This is a genomic window from Streptomyces sp. NPDC096176 (assembly GCF_044763255.1).
Taxonomy (GTDB): Bacteria; Actinomycetota; Actinomycetes; order Streptomycetales; family Streptomycetaceae; genus Streptomyces.
The window spans coordinates 122442-140168 of record NZ_JBIWFV010000006.1 but is presented as its reverse complement, the minus strand read 5'-3'; the positions used below and the strand labels follow the sequence as shown (position 1 = coordinate 140168).

16 protein-coding genes are annotated in these 17727 nt (G+C 72.2%); 11 read left to right on the top strand and 5 right to left on the bottom strand.

The features are described from left to right. Nucleotides 1–4: 4 nt before the first annotated feature. A complete protein-coding gene (locus ACIQ7Q_RS18295) occupies nucleotides 5–715 on the top strand; it encodes a class I SAM-dependent methyltransferase (protein WP_403862538.1) in 711 nt (236 codons plus the stop codon). Between the two features lie 105 nt (nucleotides 716–820). Next, nucleotides 821–1900 (top strand): S1C family serine protease, encoded by a 1080-nt coding sequence (locus tag ACIQ7Q_RS18290; RefSeq protein WP_403862535.1) that lies wholly within the window; start codon nucleotides 821–823, stop codon nucleotides 1898–1900. A gap of 84 nt (nucleotides 1901–1984) precedes the next feature. On the opposite strand, the gene ACIQ7Q_RS18285 is transcribed toward ACIQ7Q_RS18290, so the two are convergent. Further along, the gene (locus ACIQ7Q_RS18285; RefSeq protein WP_403862532.1) at nucleotides 1985–2188 is read right to left on the bottom strand and encodes a hypothetical protein; all 204 of its coding nucleotides are present in this window, start codon (nucleotides 2186–2188) and stop codon (nucleotides 1985–1987) included. Between the two features lie 96 nt (nucleotides 2189–2284). Between ACIQ7Q_RS18285 and ACIQ7Q_RS18280 the strand changes: the two genes are divergently transcribed. The 4 genes from ACIQ7Q_RS18280 to ACIQ7Q_RS18265 all read left to right on the top strand — a co-directional run bounded on the left by ACIQ7Q_RS18280 (nucleotide 2285) and on the right by ACIQ7Q_RS18265 (nucleotide 7193). Further along, nucleotides 2285–3484 carry a bifunctional adenosylcobinamide kinase/adenosylcobinamide-phosphate guanylyltransferase gene (locus ACIQ7Q_RS18280; protein WP_403862529.1) on the top strand — a complete coding sequence of 400 codons (1200 nt, stop codon included), beginning with the start codon at nucleotides 2285–2287 and terminating at the stop codon, nucleotides 3482–3484. Between the two features lie 39 nt (nucleotides 3485–3523). Further along, nucleotides 3524–4612 carry a nicotinate-nucleotide--dimethylbenzimidazole phosphoribosyltransferase gene (gene cobT, locus ACIQ7Q_RS18275; RefSeq protein WP_403863562.1) on the top strand — a complete coding sequence of 363 codons (1089 nt, stop codon included), beginning with the start codon at nucleotides 3524–3526 and terminating at the stop codon, nucleotides 4610–4612. A gap of 104 nt (nucleotides 4613–4716) precedes the next feature. Continuing rightward, entirely contained in the window at nucleotides 4717–6492 is a 1776-nt protein-coding gene (locus tag ACIQ7Q_RS18270; RefSeq protein ID WP_403862526.1) for a phosphatidylglycerol lysyltransferase domain-containing protein, read from the top strand. Then, a complete protein-coding gene (locus ACIQ7Q_RS18265; RefSeq protein ID WP_403862523.1) occupies nucleotides 6489–7193 on the top strand; it encodes a hypothetical protein in 705 nt (234 codons plus the stop codon). The genes ACIQ7Q_RS18270 and ACIQ7Q_RS18265 overlap by 4 nt, the downstream gene beginning before the upstream one ends. Here ACIQ7Q_RS18265 and ACIQ7Q_RS18260 read toward each other — a convergent pair. Continuing rightward, nucleotides 7139–7897: a hypothetical protein gene (locus ACIQ7Q_RS18260; RefSeq protein WP_403862520.1), complete on the bottom strand. Its 759-nt coding sequence runs from the start codon at nucleotides 7895–7897 to the stop codon at nucleotides 7139–7141. The two genes, ACIQ7Q_RS18265 and ACIQ7Q_RS18260, sit on opposite strands and share 55 nt — an antisense overlap. A gap of 68 nt (nucleotides 7898–7965) precedes the next feature. Here ACIQ7Q_RS18260 and cobS point away from each other — a divergent pair, with 68 nt between their 5' ends. After that, nucleotides 7966–8760 (top strand): adenosylcobinamide-GDP ribazoletransferase, encoded by a 795-nt coding sequence (gene cobS, locus ACIQ7Q_RS18255; RefSeq protein WP_403862516.1) that lies wholly within the window; start codon nucleotides 7966–7968, stop codon nucleotides 8758–8760. A 46-nt stretch (nucleotides 8761–8806) separates the two neighbouring features. Here cobS and ACIQ7Q_RS18250 read toward each other — a convergent pair whose 3' ends face one another. From ACIQ7Q_RS18250 to ACIQ7Q_RS18240, 3 genes are all read right to left on the bottom strand, one after another. Beyond that, on the bottom strand, nucleotides 8807–9610 hold the full coding sequence (locus ACIQ7Q_RS18250) for an endo alpha-1,4 polygalactosaminidase (protein ID WP_403862513.1): 804 nt from the start codon (nucleotides 9608–9610) through the stop codon (nucleotides 8807–8809). Nucleotides 9611–9690: 80 nt separating this feature from the next. After that, entirely contained in the window at nucleotides 9691–10323 is a 633-nt protein-coding gene (locus tag ACIQ7Q_RS18245) for a spherulation-specific family 4 protein (RefSeq protein WP_403862510.1), read from the bottom strand. A 22-nt stretch (nucleotides 10324–10345) separates the two neighbouring features. Then, the gene (locus ACIQ7Q_RS18240; protein ID WP_403862507.1) at nucleotides 10346–10687 is read right to left on the bottom strand and encodes a hypothetical protein; all 342 of its coding nucleotides are present in this window, start codon (nucleotides 10685–10687) and stop codon (nucleotides 10346–10348) included. Nucleotides 10688–11317: 630 nt separating this feature from the next. On the opposite strand from ACIQ7Q_RS18240, the gene ACIQ7Q_RS18235 reads away from it, so the two are divergent. From ACIQ7Q_RS18235 to ACIQ7Q_RS18220, 4 genes are all read left to right on the top strand, one after another. Beyond that, nucleotides 11318–12829: a leucyl aminopeptidase gene (locus tag ACIQ7Q_RS18235; RefSeq protein WP_403862504.1), complete on the top strand. Its 1512-nt coding sequence runs from the start codon at nucleotides 11318–11320 to the stop codon at nucleotides 12827–12829. A 304-nt stretch (nucleotides 12830–13133) separates the two neighbouring features. Beyond that, nucleotides 13134–14522, top strand: a complete 1389-nt coding sequence (lpdA, locus tag ACIQ7Q_RS18230; protein WP_403862501.1) for a dihydrolipoyl dehydrogenase — start codon at nucleotides 13134–13136, stop codon at nucleotides 14520–14522. Between the two features lie 54 nt (nucleotides 14523–14576). After that, complete coding sequence (gene sucB, locus ACIQ7Q_RS18225; protein WP_403862498.1) at nucleotides 14577–16361, top strand: 2-oxoglutarate dehydrogenase, E2 component, dihydrolipoamide succinyltransferase; 1785 nt, start codon at nucleotides 14577–14579, stop codon at nucleotides 16359–16361. 115 nt (nucleotides 16362–16476) lie between these two features. Continuing rightward, entirely contained in the window at nucleotides 16477–17100 is a 624-nt protein-coding gene (locus tag ACIQ7Q_RS18220; RefSeq protein WP_403862495.1) for a GntR family transcriptional regulator, read from the top strand. Nucleotides 17101–17727: the final 627 nt, after the last annotated feature.

Sequence of the window (17727 nt, the reverse complement as noted above, 5' to 3'; positions counted from 1 at the left end):
GCTCGTGGCCCGTCAGCTCGAGGAACAGGTCACCGCGCGTTATCCGGTCGGTCAGCGGCTGCGTGTGCTCGATGTCGGCATGGGCCAGGGAACGCAGGCCCTGCGGCTGGCACGCGCCGGTCACACGGTCACCGGCCTGGAGTCCGACGCGGTGATGCTGAAGGCGGCCCGTGACGCGCTCGCGGGCGAACCGGCCGGAATCCGGGAGCGGGTCCGGCTCGTGGAGGGCGACGGCCGGGACACCGGTGTGCACTTCCTGCCGGGCAGCTTCGACGTGGTGCTGTGCCACGGGGTGCTGATGTACGTCGAGGAGCCGGACGCGATGCTCGCGGGCCTGGCCCGGATGCTGGCGCCCGGCGGTCTGCTGTCGCTGCTCGTACGCAACGGCGACGCGCTGGCCGTCCGGCCGGGGATGGCCGGCGACTGGCAGACGGCGCTGGACGCCTTCGAGACGGACACCTACACCAACCGGCTGGGGCTGAAGGTACGGGCCGACCGGCTGGAGGCGCTGACCGCGACGCTTTCGGGGATCGCCGCGCCGCTGCACGCCTGGTACGGAGTGCGGATCTTCACCGACAGCGTGGGCAACGAGGTCGAACTCCCGGCCGCACAGGAGCTGGAGCGCGTGCTCGCGCTCGAGGAGAAGGCCGGCCGCACGGACCCGTACCGCCGGGTGGCGGCGCTGCTGCACCTGTGCGGAGTGCGGCGGAACTGACCGTTCGGCGCCGCGACCGCGTCGCCGGTGGCACGGCACTGTCCATGCCCCTGATCGGCGGCGTACCTCGAGCACCGGCGCGGTGGCAAAAGGGATACTCCGGGCATGGACGCATCCCCTCGCCCCGGTCGGTCCGCACGCGGGCTGCTGCTGCTCGCGACCGCCGCGCTCTGCGTGATCACGCTCTCGATGGGCTGCTCCCCCGTCTCCGGGCCCGCACCGGCGACCTCCACCGGGGCGGCGGCAGACGCCCCCGCCGCCGTGAGCGAGCTGGAAGCCGACTACCGGGAAGTCATCAAGAACGTGCTGCCCTCGGTCGTCCAGATCGAGGCCGAGGAGGGCCTCGGCTCCGGGATCGTCTACGACGACCAGGGCCACATCGTCACCAACGCGCATGTGGTGGGCCGGGGCAGGGACTTCGAGGTCACCGTCGCCACCGGTGAGCAGCCTCTGACCGCCTCCCTGGTGTCGGCCTTTCCCGAGCAGGATCTCGCCGTCATCAAGCTCCGGTCGGTACCGCCGGGGCTGCGGGCGGCCCGCCTCGGCGACTCGTCCGAGGTCGCCGTCGGCCAGATCGTCCTCGCGATGGGGTCGCCTCTCGGCCTGTCGAGCAGCGTCACCCAGGGCATCGTCTCCGCGGTCGGCCGCACGGTGAGCGAGAGCAGTGAGGGCGGCGGGACGGGGGCGACGCTCGGCAACATGGTGCAGACGTCGGCCGCGATCAACCCCGGTAACAGCGGCGGCGCACTCGTGAACCTGAGCAGCGAGATCATCGGCATCCCGACGCTGGCCGCGTCCGACCCCGGCCTCGAGGGCAGCGCGGCGCCCGGTATCGGCTTCGCGATCCCCGCCTCGATGGTGAAGACGGTCGCCGACCAGATCATTGAGTACGGCGAGGTGAGGGACTCGGGCCGGGCGGCTCTCGGCATCACCGGCCGTACCGTGCTGGACGACGACTACCGCCCCTCCGGGGTGGCCGTGGTCTCCGTGACGAGGGGCGGCGCGGCGGAGCGGGCGGGCCTGCGACCGGGAGACATCATCACCAGGGTCGGCGGCACGGAGATCACCACGATCACGTCCCTGGCGGAGGCCCTGGCCTCGCGACAGCCTGGTGAGAAGGTGTCCGTCACCGTGGAGCGAGCGGGCAGCGCGCGGACCGTGGAGGTCACCCTCGGGGAGATCTGATCTTCAGGATGCGGGGCCTGGCCGACGCCCCCGAGACACGCCGGGGGCGCCACGCCGTGTGGCGCGGGCCCCCGGCGCCGACGGTCAGGACTCGTGGAGGCTCATCGGGCCGTAGATCTTCGTGCCGTCCTCCGAGAGGACGACCTGGTCCGCGCCGCCCTCCTGGAGCTGCTTCCAGTACTCGCCGATCCAGGACTCCGCGTCGCCCTGCGTCGTGAACTCCTCCGGCTCCACCGCAGGCTGGACCTCCGTACCGTCCGACTTCTCGAACCGCCACGTCCACGCCATGTGCGCCTCCCAGGTCCCTAGGGCAAGCTGATCAGTTTGCTGCCCGCAGCGTAGCCGGGCGCGCACCGCCGGGGGCGAGACGGCAGGATCAGAGGCGTGGAACTGACTCTGCTCGGCACCGGCGCGCCCGCCGGTCTCCCCCGGCCCGACTGCCCCTGCGCCGTGTGCGCCACCGCACGCGGGCCCGAGGCGCGGGCGGCGACCGCGCTGCTCGTCGACGGCGCACTGCTTCTCGATCTCACCCCGGGCGCCGCGCTGGCCGCTGCGCGGGCGGGGCACTCGCTGGTGGGCGTACGGCAGGTACTGCTGACGCATCCTCACGACGGACCGGCCGTGGATCTGCCCGCCGGGCTGCCGACGGCGGGCAGGGTGCCCGACGGACGGGAGTTGACGCTGATCAGCGGTCACCGGGTGCGGGCCGTTCCGATGGACCACCCCGGCACCGGGTACGAGGTGACGTCCCCCGACGGCGAGCGGCTGCTCTACCTGCCGCCGGGCGCGGCGCCGGCCGGACTCGCGGAAGGGCTCGCCGCGTACGCGATGGTGGTCGCCGACGTGGTGGGCCGCCCCGACGCGGTGGCACGGCTGCGCGCGTCGGGCGCGATCGGTTCGACGACGGACGTGGTCGCCGTGCACCTCGACCACGACGTCCCCGGCGGCTTGGAGCTGACTCGGCGTCTGGCCGCTTCGGGTGCCCGTGCCGTGCCGGACGGGACCACGCTGATCGTCGGCGAGTACCACGCGGTGCCGGACGTGCCGCGGCGGACTCTGGTGACGGGCGGGGCCCGTTCGGGGAAGTCGATGGAGGCCGAGCGGCGGCTGGAGGCCTTCCCCGGCGTGCTGTACGTCGCGACGGGCGGCGGCCGGGAAGGCGACACGGAGTGGGCCGCACGGGTCGCCGCGCACCGTGACCGCAGGCCGGGCTCGTGGCGTACGGCGGAGACCTGCGACCTGGTGCCGGTGCTCGCGGAGGACGGGCCGCCGGTGCTGATCGACTGTCTGTCGCTGTGGCTGACGGACGCGATGGACAAGGTCGGCGCCTGGGACGACGAGCGCTGGTCCGCATCGGGCGAGCGGGCACTGCGCGAGCGGGTCGCCGAACTGGTCGCGGCGGTACGCGCGACGACTCGTACGGTGGTGGCCGTGACGAACGAGGTGGGTTCCGGCGTCGTCCCCGCCACCGCCTCCGGCAGGCGCTTCCGCGACGAGCTGGGACGGCTGAACGCGGCATTCGCCGACGAGTGCGAGCATGTGCTCCTGGTGGTCGCGGGCCAGGCTCTCGTACTGCGCGGCTGAGTTCGGGGCGGTGCCGGTACTGTTCGGCGAATGAGCAGGCTGAATCTCGACGACTTCTCCGATCTGATCGAGCGCCCCGACAGCGGAACGCGGCGTGACGCCGAGGAACGCCGGGAGCGGCTGATCGTGCCGCCCGGTGCGCTGGGCCGACTCGACGAGCTGGGCGAGTGGCTGGCCGCCGCGCAGGCGTCGGTCCCGGTCAAGGCGATCGAGCACCCCCGCGTGGTGCTGTTCGCCGGTGACCACGGCGTCGCCGAACTGGGCGTGTCCTCCCGGGAGTCGGGCAGCGCGTACCGGCTGGTGCGGAACGTGCTGGAGGGCGCGAGCCCGGTGGCCGTTCTGGCACGCAGGTGTGGTGTGCCGATGCGGGTCGTCGACGCCGGCCTGGACTGCGACCCGAAGCTGCTGCCGAAGGACGTGGTACGCCACCGGGTGCGACGCGGCAGCGGTCGTATCGACATCGAGGACGCCCTCACGGTCGAGGAGGCGGAGCAGGCCGTACGGCTCGGCATGGCGATCGCCGACGAGGAGGCGGACTCCGGGACCGACCTGGTGGTCCTCGGTGACGTGAGCGTCGGCGGTACGACGCCGGCCGCGACCCTGATCGCGGCACTGTGCGGCACGGACGCCTCTGTCGTGACAGGCCGCGGCGGTGAGGGCATCGACGACCTGGCCTGGATGCGCAAGTGCGCGGCGATCCGGGACGCGCTGCGGCGGGCCCGGCCGGTGCTGGGCGACCAGTTGGAGCTGCTGGCGGCCGTCGGCGGCGCGGACCTGGCCGCGACGACCGGGTTCCTGCTGCAGAGTGCGGTGCGCCGGATGCCGGTGATTCTGGACGGGGTGGTCTCGGCGGCATGCGCGCTGGTCGGGCAGCGTGCGGCGTTCCGCGCACCGGACTGGTGGATCGCGGGCCAGATGAGCGGCGAACCGGCGCAGGCGAAGGCGCTGGACCGGATGGCGCTCAATCCGGTGCTCGATCACGGCGTGAGGGTCGGCGAGGGAACGGGTGCACTGCTGGCCCTCCCCCTCGTACAGGCGGCGGCCGCGCTGGCGGCAGAGCTGCCGGAGCGCGAAGTGCCGGAGGCGGCCGAGCTGCCGGAGTACGAGGTCCCGGAGGCGGCGGAGTGACGAGCCGGGCCCTGCGCCCCGGGCGGGGCGGCCGTGAGCGGTGCTCCACCGCCCGGCCGTCGCCCACCCCCGGCGAGGCGCCATGCCCCATATGATCCCTTTTCATGGGAGAAGCCGGAAGAGTCCGTTCATCCGGTGACGGCGCGGTCACGCATGCCGACACCGACCGCTCCCGGCGCAGTGCCGCGTTCACCATCTGGTACCTGCGCGTCGTGGCGTTCATCAACTTTCTGGGCGCCGTCTGGGTCTCGTTCGGCAACGACCTGCGCCGCCACAACGAGGACGACTACTTCACGCCCTACCTGCTCACCGCGGGCTTCGCCTCGGGCCTCTTCGCGCTCTTCCTCGCCATCACCATGCGCCGCCGCAAGCGGGCCGCCTGGATCCTCAATGTGGTGCTCTGCGGACTCTTCCTGCTGCTCTTCGCCGTCGCCCTGACGCATCCCGAGATCCGGCAGCACCCACAGAACTGGGTCTCCTTCCTCCTGACCGCCGCCTTCATGGCCGCGTCGCTGCTCGGCCGGCGCGCGTTCTACGCCAAGGGCGACCGCTCCAACCCGAAGCTTGCCGCGGGCGTCGCCGTCGGCGGGCTGCTCATCACGTCGCTGCTCGCGGCGCTGCTCGTCACCGCGACCAACACCTCGCCGGAACGCTCCACCTTCCTCGAGCGCTGGCGCTACGGCGCGATGCGGCTGGTGTCCATCGATGTCGACGACGACCGCTTCCCCACCATCACCAGCCCCGGCTGGGCCGACGTCCTCATCAACATCATGTCGACGCTGCTGCTGCTCGCCGTGCTGTACGCGGCCTTCCGTTCGCGCCGGGCCGTCGACCCCATCACCGAGGAGGACGAGGCGAAGCTCCGCGCCCTGCTGGAGCGGTACGGCGAACGGGACTCGCTGGGCTACTTCGCGCTCCGCCGCGAGAAGAGCCTCGTGTGGTCGCCGACGGGCAAGGCGGCCGTGGCCTACCGGGTGGTCGGCGGTGTGTCGCTCGCGTCCGGCGACCCGATCGGCGATCCGGAGGCCTGGCCGGGCGCGATCGGGCCGTGGCTGGCCCAGGCGCGCGAGCACGGCTGGATCCCGGCGGTGATGGGGGCCGGCGAGGAGGCCGGGACGGTGTACGCGCGGCACGGCATGGACGCGCTGGAGCTCGGCGACGAGGCGATCGTGGAGACCGCCGAGTTCACGCTCGAGGGGCGTGCGATGCGGACCGTGCGCCAGGCCTACAACCGCGTGAAGCGGGCCGGGTACCAGGTGCGCATCCGCAGGCACGAGGACATCCCCGCCGACGAGATGGACGAGTTGCTGCGGCGCGCGGACGACTGGCGGGACGGGGAGAGCGAGCGTGGATTCTCCATGGCGCTGGGACGGCTCGGCGACCCGGCGGACGGCCGCTGCGTGATGCTCGAGTGCGCCGACGGCGAGGGCACGCTGCGGGCGCTGCTCAGCTTCGTTCCCTGGGGGCCAAAGGGCCTGTCCCTGGACCTGATGCGGCGTGACCGGGATGCCGACAACGGCCTGATGGAATTCATGGTGATCGAACTCCTGCAGCGCGCGAAGGAGATCCGGATCACTCAGGTCTCGCTGAACTTCGCGATGTTCAGATCGGTCTTCGAACGTGGCTCGAAGCTCGGTGCGGGACCGGTACTGAGGCTGTGGCGTTCGCTCCTCGGCTTCTTCTCCCGCTGGTGGCAGATCGAGTCGCTGTACCGCGCCAATGCCAAGTACCGACCGATCTGGGAGCCGCGTTTCATGCTCTTCGAGAAGAGCGCCGACCTGCTGCGCATCGGCCTCGCCGCCGGACGGGCCGAGGGCTTCCTGGACGCACCCGGCCTGCCCAAGTGGCTGCACCGCAGACATCTGGAGAGCCGGCGTTGAACACGGCGTCCGCGTTCGCGCGCCGCGAGTGGGGCCCGCTGTACGGGGCGGTCCACGCGGCACTCGACGCCCGGCGGTGGCGGGCCGTACCGATGACGCTCGCCGTTGTCTGCCTGACAGCCCTGCTCCATCTCGTGCAGAACCAGCCGTGGGGGCTGGAACCGGTCCGCGACATCGGCTTCGTACGGGCCGAGGACCCTCTCTGGCTCGCGCTGCTGCGGACACCGCTGTCGTTGTTCGTGCCGGCGCTGGATCTTCCCGTGTGGGGCGCGCTGGCCCAGATCCTGCTGGTGTTCGGCATCGCGGAGATCACTCTGGGCAGGCCGCGGACGCTGGTGGTCGCCTACGCGTCGACGCTGGCCGGGACCGCGTACGCCCGGATCGGGATCGCGGTCGGCCCGGACGGTCCGCTCGGGCTGCCGGCCTCCGACGCTCAGGTCGTGGACACCGGACCGTCGGCGGCCGTCGTCGGGCTCGCGGTCTACGTCTGTCACCGCTACCGGGCGTGGTTGACCATGGGGCTGGTCGTGGCGGCGATGGTGGCCGAGGTCCTGGTGAAGAACAACCTCGCCGGCAAGGAGCATCTCGCGTCGATCGCGGCCGTGCTGGTCGTGTGCGCGGCGACCGAGCTGAGAAATCGCCGCCGTCAGCGCCGCTTGCGGGTCGGCAGCTGGTCCGGAGCACCACCGATGAAGTCCTGAAACGCCCGGCGCGGCCGGTTCCAGCGCCGGTCGTGTCGGAACCTGCGCAGTGCGGCCCTCGCCCGGGCCTTGTGCCTGTTGCGGTAGAAGCGCCGGGCCCAAGGCGAGGAGGGCCGCGCGAGACGCACCGCGCCGACGAGCGCCACCAGCGGGACGAGCGTGCCGATGAGCGCCATGCGCCCCTTCCCCTTGAAGGCGGTGACGAGCACGAAGAGGAAGTTGGCGGCGATGGTGAGCATCACCAAGGCACGGTCCTCGCGTTCGTCCGGGGTCAGTTCGTTCACGCCGAGCGGCACGGAGCCGCCGAGGACGAGCAGCGCGAGAGCGACGGCGAGGACAACGACCTCGACGCTCTGCCGGCCCTGTTCGGTCCAGTAGACGTCGGCGAGATGGAGGATCAGCGCGAACTCGTCGAGGACGAGACCGGCACCGACCCCGAAGACGACGGCACAGACCGAGGCGGAGACGCCGTACCTGCCGGTGCCGACGGCCCAGAAACCGCCGATGACCATGAGGATGACGCCGGGCACCACATGATGGATGTGCAGTCCGCCGGGCGAGACGTTGGTGAAGGGGCCCCTGCCCGCGCGGATCATCCGGGTGATGGTGCGGGTCGCCAGGAAGGTCACCACGAAGGAGGCCAGCGCGATGAGCATCGGGAGTTTCCCCGGCTCGACGATGTTGCGGTAAAACCAGTGACCCATGCCACCCGCTCCCGATTCGCGTGTTATGCGCAATTTACCGTCACGGGCGCCGGGCTACCCTTCGCGCGATGACACCTCGGACTGCTGCACTGGCCTGCGCGCACGGCATACGTTTCGCTTTCGGCACCCTGACCGTACTCCCGGTCCGTGTCACCCGCTGGGACCGCGAGGCCGCCCGCGCCGGCATGCTCTGCGCGCCGCTCGCCGGTCTGGTGGTCGGCCTGTTCGCCGCGGCGCTCGGCGGCCTGCTGATGCTGCTGGGCGCCGGCCCCCTGCTCGCCGCCGTGGCCACGGCGGCGGTGCCCGCGGCCCTCACCCGGGGCCTGCACCTGGACGGCCTCGCGGACACCGCCGACGGGCTGGGCAGCGGCAGGCCGGCGGAGGACGCGCTACGCATCATGAAGCAGTCGGACATCGGTCCGTTCGGTGTCATCACCCTGCTCTTCGTCCTGCTCGGTCAGGTCGCGGCACTCGCGGAGCTGTACGCGCGGGGCTGGGCGACCGGCGTGATGGCCGCGGCGGTGTCCGCCGTCACCGCCCGGCTGGCGCTGACTCTCGCGTCCCGCAAGGGCGTTCCCGCGGCCCGCCCCGACGGCCTGGGGGCGGTGGTCGCGGAGACTGTTCCCGGACGCGCGGGGGGTGTCGCGGCGGTGCTCGTCATGGCCTGCGCGGCGGGCGCGGGTGCGCTCTTCGGCCCGTACGGCGCACTGCACCACGCACTGGCGTTGGCGGCCGGGCTCCTCGCGGCACAGCTGCTGCTGCGGCACTGTGTGCGGCGCTTCGGCGGGGTGACGGGCGATGTGTTCGGGGCACTGGCGGAGACGGCGGGCACGGTGGCGCTGGTGGCGCTGGTGGTGGGCTGACGGTTCTGTTCCGCCGGCTGCGTCACATCCCGCCGGCGCCCCGCCCTCATGCGCACGGCTCGCGCCACACCCCCAGCTCGTACTTCTTCAGCATCGAGCTGAGCCGCAGCCGGAGCGTCTGCGGGCAGAACTCGTCCGTCGCCAGCTCGTACTCGACGTGGAACACCGCCTTGCCCGCGCGGACGAACGGGGTCAGGGCGTCGCATTCGTCGTACTCCGCACACTGCTCGTTCACGGCGAAGTCGAAGTCGTCGACGAGCTCGGGAATCTGGTCGAGGTCGTTCTTCAGGCCGACGGACAGGCCGCGCTCGCGCGCCAGGCGCGCGATCAGGCGGTTGTAGCGGAGCTGGTCGGCGGCGGTGACGGGGAAGCCGGTGGGGTTGGCGTAGGCGTCCATGTTGTCGGGCTCGACCGCGTCGAAGCCCTTGTCACGGCACATGTCGATCCGCTCGGCCATGAGCGGTTCGAGGATGTCGATGCGGCGGATGTCGAGCCAGCGCTCGCCCTTCCAGCCGTTGCCGCGGCCGAGGACCGACTTCGGGAAGCGGTCGGCGTCGGGGCGGAAGTCCTCCCAGGCCCCGGTGGACAAGTAGCAGATGACTTTCCGGCCGCGGCGGTGGAGGTCGGCGACGGCGGAGGCGGGGTGGTCGAAGCCGTCGATGTCGTAGACCGGTACGTCGACGGTCGGGTCGAGGCGCCCGCTGAGCTGCCACTGCCAGGCGAGGCCCGGCTTCGGCAGCCACCGCTGCCCGGCGGGCATGGTCGGCTGGGTCGGCTGGGTCGGCGCCGAGGGTTCGGGATCGTCGGGGCCGGTGGTGGTGCAGCCCGCGCACAGCAGCAGGAGCAGCACCAGAAGAAGGGACGCGCCTCGCGACCGGCGGGCACTCGCAGCACGGGCGTTCACAGGACGGGCGTTCACAGGACCGGCGTTCAACGCGCAGGCTCCAGGGTGTGCGGAAGGGTGCCCCACGGGTGGGCGCCCGAACCGGGGACGACGCAGTGGACGGCGGCGCCCGCGCGGGCGCCGGGCGGCGCGGCGTAGACGAGATGACAGAACCGTTCGGGCGGATGAGCGGCGGTCCAGGTCGGGACGCCGGCCGTGCGGTAGGCGTCCCAGGGGCCTTCGAACGTGACCAGCAGGTCGGCGAGTTCGGCGTACGCGGGGTCGGGGTGGACGCCGTGGTTCAGCGCCAGGGTGGCGGCGCCCGACGCGCGGGCCGCGTCCGCGAGCCGCCGGTAGTGGGGCAGCGCGTCGGGCCCGGAGCAGACCTGGTCGAGGAAGGCCGCGTCGGCGCCGTACCAGTCGCGGTGGCGGGCCAGGTCCCGCAGCACGTCGGCGTGCGGACGGCGGCCGTAGTCGGTGTCGGTGTAGCCGAGGAGGCGCACCCCGGCCCGCCGCAGCCGCGCGGCCACTGCGGCGAACCCCGGGTCGGGGGCGGTGCCGGGTCCGTCGGCCGGGTTGAGCACGACGCCGTAGAGGCGCGGAGCGGCGGCCACGACGGCGTCCCAGGCGTCGGGCCGGTCGGCGGGGTGCTCGTAGAACGGCACCAACAGGCTTTTCACGGGCGGTTCCAGAGGGAGTGGGTCAATGACGGTGGGCGGTGGCACGGCCCAGCAGAACACAGCCGACCACGGCAAGCGCGCAGGCGGCGACGACCGCGACGCACAGCCCGACGACACGGGGGCTGCCGGTACCGGTGAACAGGGCCGGCGTGTGCACGGCTGCCGCCCCGGCGCACACCGCGGCGGCCGTGTGCGCCGGGCCGAACGACTGGAGCAGCAGCCCTGTCCACAGCACCGCGCCGATGAGCAGCACGGTCGCCGTCCGCGGTCCGTCGGGGGCGGGGGCGCCGGGCCACAGGAGCGTCCCGGCGAGCGCGAGCACGGCCGGCGTCGTGAGATACGCGGTGAGGCATCGCGCGAGCACGGCTGCGGCGCTGCGGCGCTGCGGCGGAAAGCGGCCGAGGTGGTGCTCGCGCGCAGCCCGGCAAGCGCCTTGCTGCGAAAACGGTGCAGCAGCCACTCGGCGGCGCCCATGCTCAGCGTCAGCGCGGCGGCGTGACGGCGGCGACGCCGACGGCGACGCCTCGCGCCACCCGCGCGGCTGCCCCGCCCCGCCCGGAGCCGGCGGGGCGGGCCGACGCGGCCGGGTGGGGCCGATCCGTCAACCCGGCGCCGTCGGCCGTCGGTCCCGCGCCGGATCCCCGAGCGGTCGCGTCCTTCGCTGCCTCCGGACGCCGAGAGCCGGCGGGCCCGCTCGCCCGTGCACCGTGCAGTTCCATCCGTGTCCCCCCTCGCACACCACCCTCAACGCCCTTGAGGCGCAAGGAGGTTCTGTGGAGATGACGCAAAGGAGCCCCACGCTCCCCTGCCCGAATATGGTGAGTGTGGCTGAGCTCTCACGATCTCCCGGGCAAACGTGAAAGAGAAACCACGGATGAGTGAACCGCCGCCGCCGTGAGCGATACATGGGGCCGCGCGTAGGCTCTCTCCCGAGTGGGGTGTCGATCCACCTCGCCGGACCCTCGGAACTCAACGGAAGCGAGATTTCACCACCGTGACTGCTCTCACTCTCAGCACTGCAGGCGCTGCGACGCTCCGCGCCGACGCCATCGTGGTCGGCGTGGCGAAGGGCGCCAAGGGCCCGGTCGTCGTGCCGGGCGCCGAGGCCGTCGACAAGGCGTTCGACGGGAAGCTCGCCTCCGTCCTCGAGACCCTCGGCGCCGGCGGTGGCGAGGGCGAGGTCACCAAGCTCCCCGCGCCCGCCGGCCTGAAGACCCCGGTCGTGATCGCGGTCGGCCTCGGCGGCGTGCCGGAGAACGACGAGGCGTTCGGCACCGAGGCGCTGCGGCGTGCGGCCGGTGCCGCGGCCCGCGCGCTGACCGGTTCCAAGAAGGCCGGCTTCGCGCTCCCCATAGAGTCCGTGGAGGACGCGGAGGCCATCGCCGAGGGCGCGCTGCTCGGCGCGTACGCCTTCACCGCCTACCAGGAAAACGGCAAGGACGCCAAGAAGCCGCTGGCCGAGGTCGCCCTGCTGGGCGCCAAGCCCCGCGACAAGGCGTTCAAGGCGGCCGCCGAGCGTGCGATCGCGGTCACCGAGGAGATCAACCGCGCCCGTGACCTGATCAACACCCCGCCGAACGACCTCACCCCCGAGGCCTTCGCCGCCGTGGCCACGGCCGCCGGCAAGGAGCACGGCGTCAAGGTGCAGGTGCTGGACGAGAAGGCGCTCGTCAAGGGCGGCTTCGGCGGCATCCTCGGCGTCGGCCAGGGCTCGCAGAACCCGCCCCGCCTGGTGAAGCTCTCCTACACCCACTCCAAGGGCGCGAAGACGCTGGCGCTGGTCGGCAAGGGCATCACCTACGACTCGGGCGGCATCTCCCTGAAGCCGGCCGGCCACAACGAGACGATGAAGTGCGACATGAGCGGCGCGGCCGCCGTGTTCGCCGCCGTTGTCGCGGCCGCCCGCCTGGGCGTCGCGGTCAACGTCACCGGCTGGCTGGCGCTCGCCGAGAACATGCCGTCCGGCACCGCCACCCGCCCCGGTGACGTGCTGCGCATGTACAGCGGCAAGACGGTCGAGGTGCTCAACACCGACGCCGAGGGCCGGCTGGTGCTCGCCGACGCGCTGACCCGGGCCTCCGAGGAGAACCCGGACGCGATCGTCGACGTGGCGACCCTTACCGGCGCGATGGTGCTGGCACTGGGCAACCGCACGTTCGGGATCATGGCCAACGACGACGCCTTCCGTACCTCCATCCACGAGATCGCCGAGGAGGTCGGCGAGGCGTCCTGGCCGATGCCGCTCCCCGCCGACCTGCGCAAGGGCATGGACTCGCCGACCGCGGACATCGCCAACATGGGCGAGCGCATGGGCGGCGGCCTGGTCGCCGGCCTGTTCCTGAAGGAGTTTGTGGGCGAAGGCATCACCTGGGCGCACCTGGACATCGCGGGCCCGGCGTTCCACGAGGGTGCGCCGTACGGCTACACGCCGAAGGGCGGCACCGGGTCGGCGGTCCGCACGCTGGTGAAGCTGGCGGAGCGCACGGCCGCCGGCGACCTGGGCTGACGCTGTGGGTGCGTGTCGCTCCGGCGGCGCGCACCCTCGCCGGACGGGCTGCACCGCAGTCCCACCACCTCCGGGAACAACACCCCGCTTCCCCGCGTTGGCTACGACTCGGTAACCCGTAAAAGCGCTCAAGGTCACCATCTCAAGCTCCGGCCCCGCGTCCCGCCGCCCGTCGACAAGTGCGAAGATGGGTTCTCGGCAGGACAGGGCCCCCACCACAGGGCCGAAGACTAAGCGGCCGAATACCAGCCGCCGCCCGGTCATGGACGACCGGCGAACGGCGCACATGCATGGAGGACGTGACGTGGCGAACGACGCCAGCACCGTTTTCGACCTAGTGATCCTCGGCGGTGGTAGCGGCGGTTACGCTGCGGCGCTGCGCGGAGCTCAGCTGGGCCTGGACGTCGCACTGATCGAGAAGAACAAGCTCGGCGGCACCTGCCTGCACAACGGATGCATCCCCACGAAGGCTCTGCTGCACGCCGGCGAGATCGCGGACCAGGCTCGTGAAGCCGACCAGTTCGGTGTCAAGACCTCTTTCGAGGGCATCGACATCGCCGGTGTCCACAAGTACAAGGACGACGTGATCTCGGGCCTCTACAAGGGTCTGCAGGGTCTGGTCGCCTCCCGCAAGGTGACCTATATCGAGGGTGAGGGCCGCCTGTCCTCCCCCACCTCCGTCGACGTCAACGGCCAGCGTGTCCAGGGCCGCCACGTCCTGCTGGCGACCGGCTCCGTGCCGAAGTCGCTGCCGGGCCTGGACATCGACGGCAACCGCATCATCTCCTCGGACCACGCCCTCAAGCTGGACCGCGTCCCGCAGTCCGCGATCATCCTGGGCGGCGGCGTCATCGGCGTCGAGTTCGCCTCGGCGTGGAAGTCCTTCGGCACCGACGTCACCGTCATCGAGGGCCTCAAGCACCTGGTCCCGGTCGAGGACGAGAACTCTTCGAAGCTTCTTGAGCGCGCGTTCCGCAAGCGCGGCATCAAGTTCAACCTCGGCACCTTCTTCGAGAAGGCCGAGTACACCGAGACCGGTGTGCGCGTCACCCTCGCGGACGGCAAGACCTTCGAGGCCGAGGTGCTTCTGGTCGCCATCGGCCGCGGCCCGGTCTCGGCCGGTCTCGGCTACGAGGAGCAGGGCGTCGCGATGGACCGCGGCTACGTCCTCGTCGACGAGTACATGCAGACCAACGTTCCCACCATTTCCGCGGTCGGCGACCTGGTCCCGACGCTCCAGCTCGCGCACGTCGGCTTCGCCGAGGGCATGCTGGTGGCGGAGCGGCTGGCCGGTCTCAAGATCGTCCCCATCGACTACGACGGCGTGCCGCGGGTGACGTACTGCCACCCCGAGGTCGCCTCCGTCGGTATCACCGAGGCCAAGGCCAAGGAGATCTACGGTGCGGACAAGGTCGTCGCCCTGAAGTACAACCTCGCGGGCAACGGCAAGAGCAAGATCCTCAAGACCGCGGGCGAGATCAAGCTCGTCCAGGTCAAGGACGGCGCCGTGGTCGGCGTCCACATGGTCGGTGACCGTATGGGCGAGCAGGTCGGCGAAGCGCAGCTGATCTACAACTGGGAGGCTCTGCCGGCCGAGGTCGCGCAGCTCATCCACGCGCACCCGACGCAGAACGAGGCCCTCGGCGAGGCCCACCTGGCCCTTGCCGGCAAGCCGCTGCACTCCCACGACTGATCAGTCCGGGCGCGACGACCACTTCCGCACCATTCGTAAGGAGCAACTGAAACCATGGCGGTTTCCGTAACCCTTCCGGCGCTCGGCGAGAGCGTCACCGAGGGCACTGTCACCCGCTGGCTGAAGGCCGAGGGAGAGCGTGTAGAGGCCGACGAGCCGCTGCTCGAGGTGTCGACCGACAAGGTCGACACCGAGATCCCCGCCCCTGCCGCCGGAGTGCTGGCGTCCATCAAGGTCGCCGAGGACGAGACCGTAGAGGTCGGCGCCGAGCTGGCCGTCATCGACGACGGCAGCGGCGCGCCTGCCGCTGAGCCGGCTGCCGCCGAGGCCGCTGCCCCCGCCCCGGCTCCGGCCGAGGCGCCCGCCGCGCCCGCTCCGGCCGCCGAGGCCGCGCCCGCTCCGGCCGCCGAGGCCCCGGCAGCTCCGGCCGCCGCCCCCGCCGGTGGCGCATCCGGCACCGACGTCGTCCTTCCGGCGCTCGGCGAGAGCGTCACCGAGGGCACCGTCACCCGCTGGCTCAAGGAGGTCGGCGACGAGGTCACGGAGGACGAGCCGCTGCTCGAGGTCTCCACGGACAAGGTCGACACCGAGATCCCGGCCCCGGCTTCCGGTGTGCTGCTCGAGATCGTGGTCGCCGAGGACGAGACCGCCGAGGTCGGCGCCAAGCTGGCCGTCATCGGCGAGAAGGGCGCGGCTCCGGCCGCCGCCCCGGCCGCTCCGGCTCCGGCTCCGGCACAGGCCGAGGCCCCCGCCGCACCGGCTCCCGCCCCGGCGGCTCCGGCTCCCGCGCCCGCCCCGGCCCAGGCTGCCCCGGCACCGGCCGCCCCGGCACCGGCCGCTCCCGCTCCCGCCCCGGCCCAGGCCGCCCCCGCGGCTCCGGCTCCGGCGGCGCCCGCCTCCGTCGAGGCGAGCGACGCGTACGTGACCCCGCTGGTCCGCAAGCTGGCCGCCGAGAACGGCGTCGACCTCGGCTCCGTCAAGGGCACCGGCGTCGGCGGCCGTATCCGCAAGCAGGACGTCATCGCCGCCGCGGAGGCCGCCAAGGCCGCCGCACCGGCTCCCGCCGCCGCTGCCGCACCGGCCGCGGCGCAGGCGCCGAAGCTCGAGGTGTCCCCGCTGCGCGGTCAGACGGTCAAGATGACCCGCATGCGCAAGGTCATCGGCGACAACATGATGAAGGCGTTGCACGACCAGGCCCAGCTGACCTCGGTCGTCGAGGTCGACATCACCAAGCTGATGAAGCTGCGCGCCCGTGCGAAGGACTCGTTCGCGGCCCGTGAGGGCGTCAAGCTCTCCCCGATGCCGTTCTTCGTCAAGGCCGCCGCCCAGGCGCTGAAGGCCCACCCGGTCATCAACGCCCGGATCAACGAGGCCGAGGGCACCATCACGTACTTCGACTCGGAGAACATCGGCATCGCCGTCGACTCCGAGAAGGGTCTGATGACGCCGGTCATCAAGGGTGCGGGCGACCTGAACCTCGCCGGTATCGCCAAGAAGACCGCCGAGCTCGCGGGCGCCGTGCGCGCCAGCAAGATCACGCCGGACGACCTCGCCGGTGCGACCTTCACCATCAGCAACACCGGCTCGCGCGGTGCGCTGTTCGACACGATCATCGTGCCGCCGAACCAGGTCGCCATCCTGGGCATCGGCGCCACGGTCCGCCGCCCGGTGGTCGTGAACCACCCGGACCTCGGCGAGACGATCGCGATCCGCGACATGACGTACGTCGCGCTCTCCTACGACCACCGTCTGGTGGACGGCGCGGACGCCGCCCGCTACCTGACGACGGTCAAGGCGATCCTTGAGGCGGGCGAGTTCGAGGTCGAACTCGGCCTCTGAGCCACCCGGCTGTAACCAGCCTCACCGACGGCGCCCCTGCCGGGAGTACTTCCCGGCGGGGGCGCCGCCGTATTGTCTAGGGGTCACAGGTCAACGCGGCTTTAAGGAGCGCTCCATGACCATCCCCGTCGTCCACTCGCTGCGCGATCAGATCCGCGAGCACATCGTGGAGGGGATCGTCAGTGGACGCTGGAAGCCGGGTGAACGAATCGTCGAGCGCCGCATCGCCACGGAACTGGAGGTCTCCCAGACCCCGGTCCGCGAGGCGCTGCGCGAGCTGGAGTCGCTGCGGCTGATCGAGTCCGCGCCCAACAAGGGCGTACGGGTACGGAGTCTGACGGCCGCGGACCTCGAGGAGAGCTACCCGGTGCGGGCCGGTCTGGAGCAGATCGCCGCGGAACTCGCCGCCGACCGGCTGGCGGACGACTGCTCGGCCCTGACGCCCCACGTGACGGCCCTCCACGAGGCGGACGCGGCCGGGGACTCCGCGGCCCAGGTCCGCCACACCGTGGCTTTCCACCGCGAGCTGGTGAAGGCCGCGTCCAACGGCGTGCTGCTGCACACCTGGGAGGGCCTCGGCATCGAGGTCTTCACCGCGCTGTCGATCCGCTGGCTGGGCACGGTGCAGAAGTCGTACGCGGAGGAGCACCAGGACCTGGTGGAGGCGTTCCGCCGCCGCGACCCGGAGATCGGCGCGCTCGTGAAGGCCCACGTCCTCGGCTGCGCGCCGCGCGCCTGACGTGGCCCGGCGGTCCCGGGCGCGGCCCGGCCCGGGTGCGGTTCCGGGGCGCGGCCCGGTTGTCCCGGCTGACGTCCGGGCGCGGCCCGGTCCGAGTGCGCTGTCAGGCGTGGCCCGGTCCGTTTCGCTTGGCGTCCGGGTGCCGCTCCGGGGGCATGTCCGGGACTGCTTTCCCGTACTTGCCCCGCCCTGACTCACGACGCCTTACGTCCCGAACACGCCCCCTGCGCGTCCCCCTCCCCCGGCCAACGGCTTCGCTCCCGGAGGTGGACAGCCCACCGCCCGCGGTACTGCGGCGCGCCCCCTCTCCCTCCGTGGACCGGCACCCGCGCGTCCATTCCGCCCCAGGTGGACAGTCGCGCCCACGGGCGCCCGTTTCCCCCGAGGGAAGCCTGCCCCGGCCGTGGGGACGGCCACCGGCCCCACGGTCCCGTGACCGGCGGGAGGGGGTGGGGTCGTAGGAGGGGGGTGAGCGGACGTAAAGCGTCGTGAGTCAGGGCGGGGCAAGTACGGGAAAGCAGTCCGCGATCCCCCTCCGGAGGCCCCGCCCCCGGAGGCCCCGCCCCCGCACCCACCCCCGCACAGCGGGCACACGGGGGGCGCAGCCCCGGGACGCCACGCCCTCGG

What these genes read in the sequence shown, in the direction of transcription:
- ACIQ7Q_RS18290 (WP_403862535.1), top strand. Translation starts at nt 821, where the DNA reads ATGGACGCATCCCCTCGCCCCGGTCGGTCCGCACGCGGGCTGCTGCTG.
- ACIQ7Q_RS18285 (WP_403862532.1), bottom strand. Translation starts at nt 2,188, where the DNA reads ATGGCGTGGACGTGGCGGTTCGAGAAGTCGGACGGTACGGAGGTCCAG.
- ACIQ7Q_RS18270 (WP_403862526.1), top strand. Translation starts at nt 4,717, where the DNA reads ATGGGAGAAGCCGGAAGAGTCCGTTCATCCGGTGACGGCGCGGTCACG.
- ACIQ7Q_RS18260 (WP_403862520.1), bottom strand. Translation starts at nt 7,897, where the DNA reads ATGGGTCACTGGTTTTACCGCAACATCGTCGAGCCGGGGAAACTCCCG.
- cobS (WP_403862516.1), top strand. Translation starts at nt 7,966, where the DNA reads ATGACACCTCGGACTGCTGCACTGGCCTGCGCGCACGGCATACGTTTC.
- sucB (WP_403862498.1), top strand. Translation starts at nt 14,577, where the DNA reads ATGGCGGTTTCCGTAACCCTTCCGGCGCTCGGCGAGAGCGTCACCGAG.
- ACIQ7Q_RS18220 (WP_403862495.1), top strand. Translation starts at nt 16,477, where the DNA reads ATGACCATCCCCGTCGTCCACTCGCTGCGCGATCAGATCCGCGAGCAC.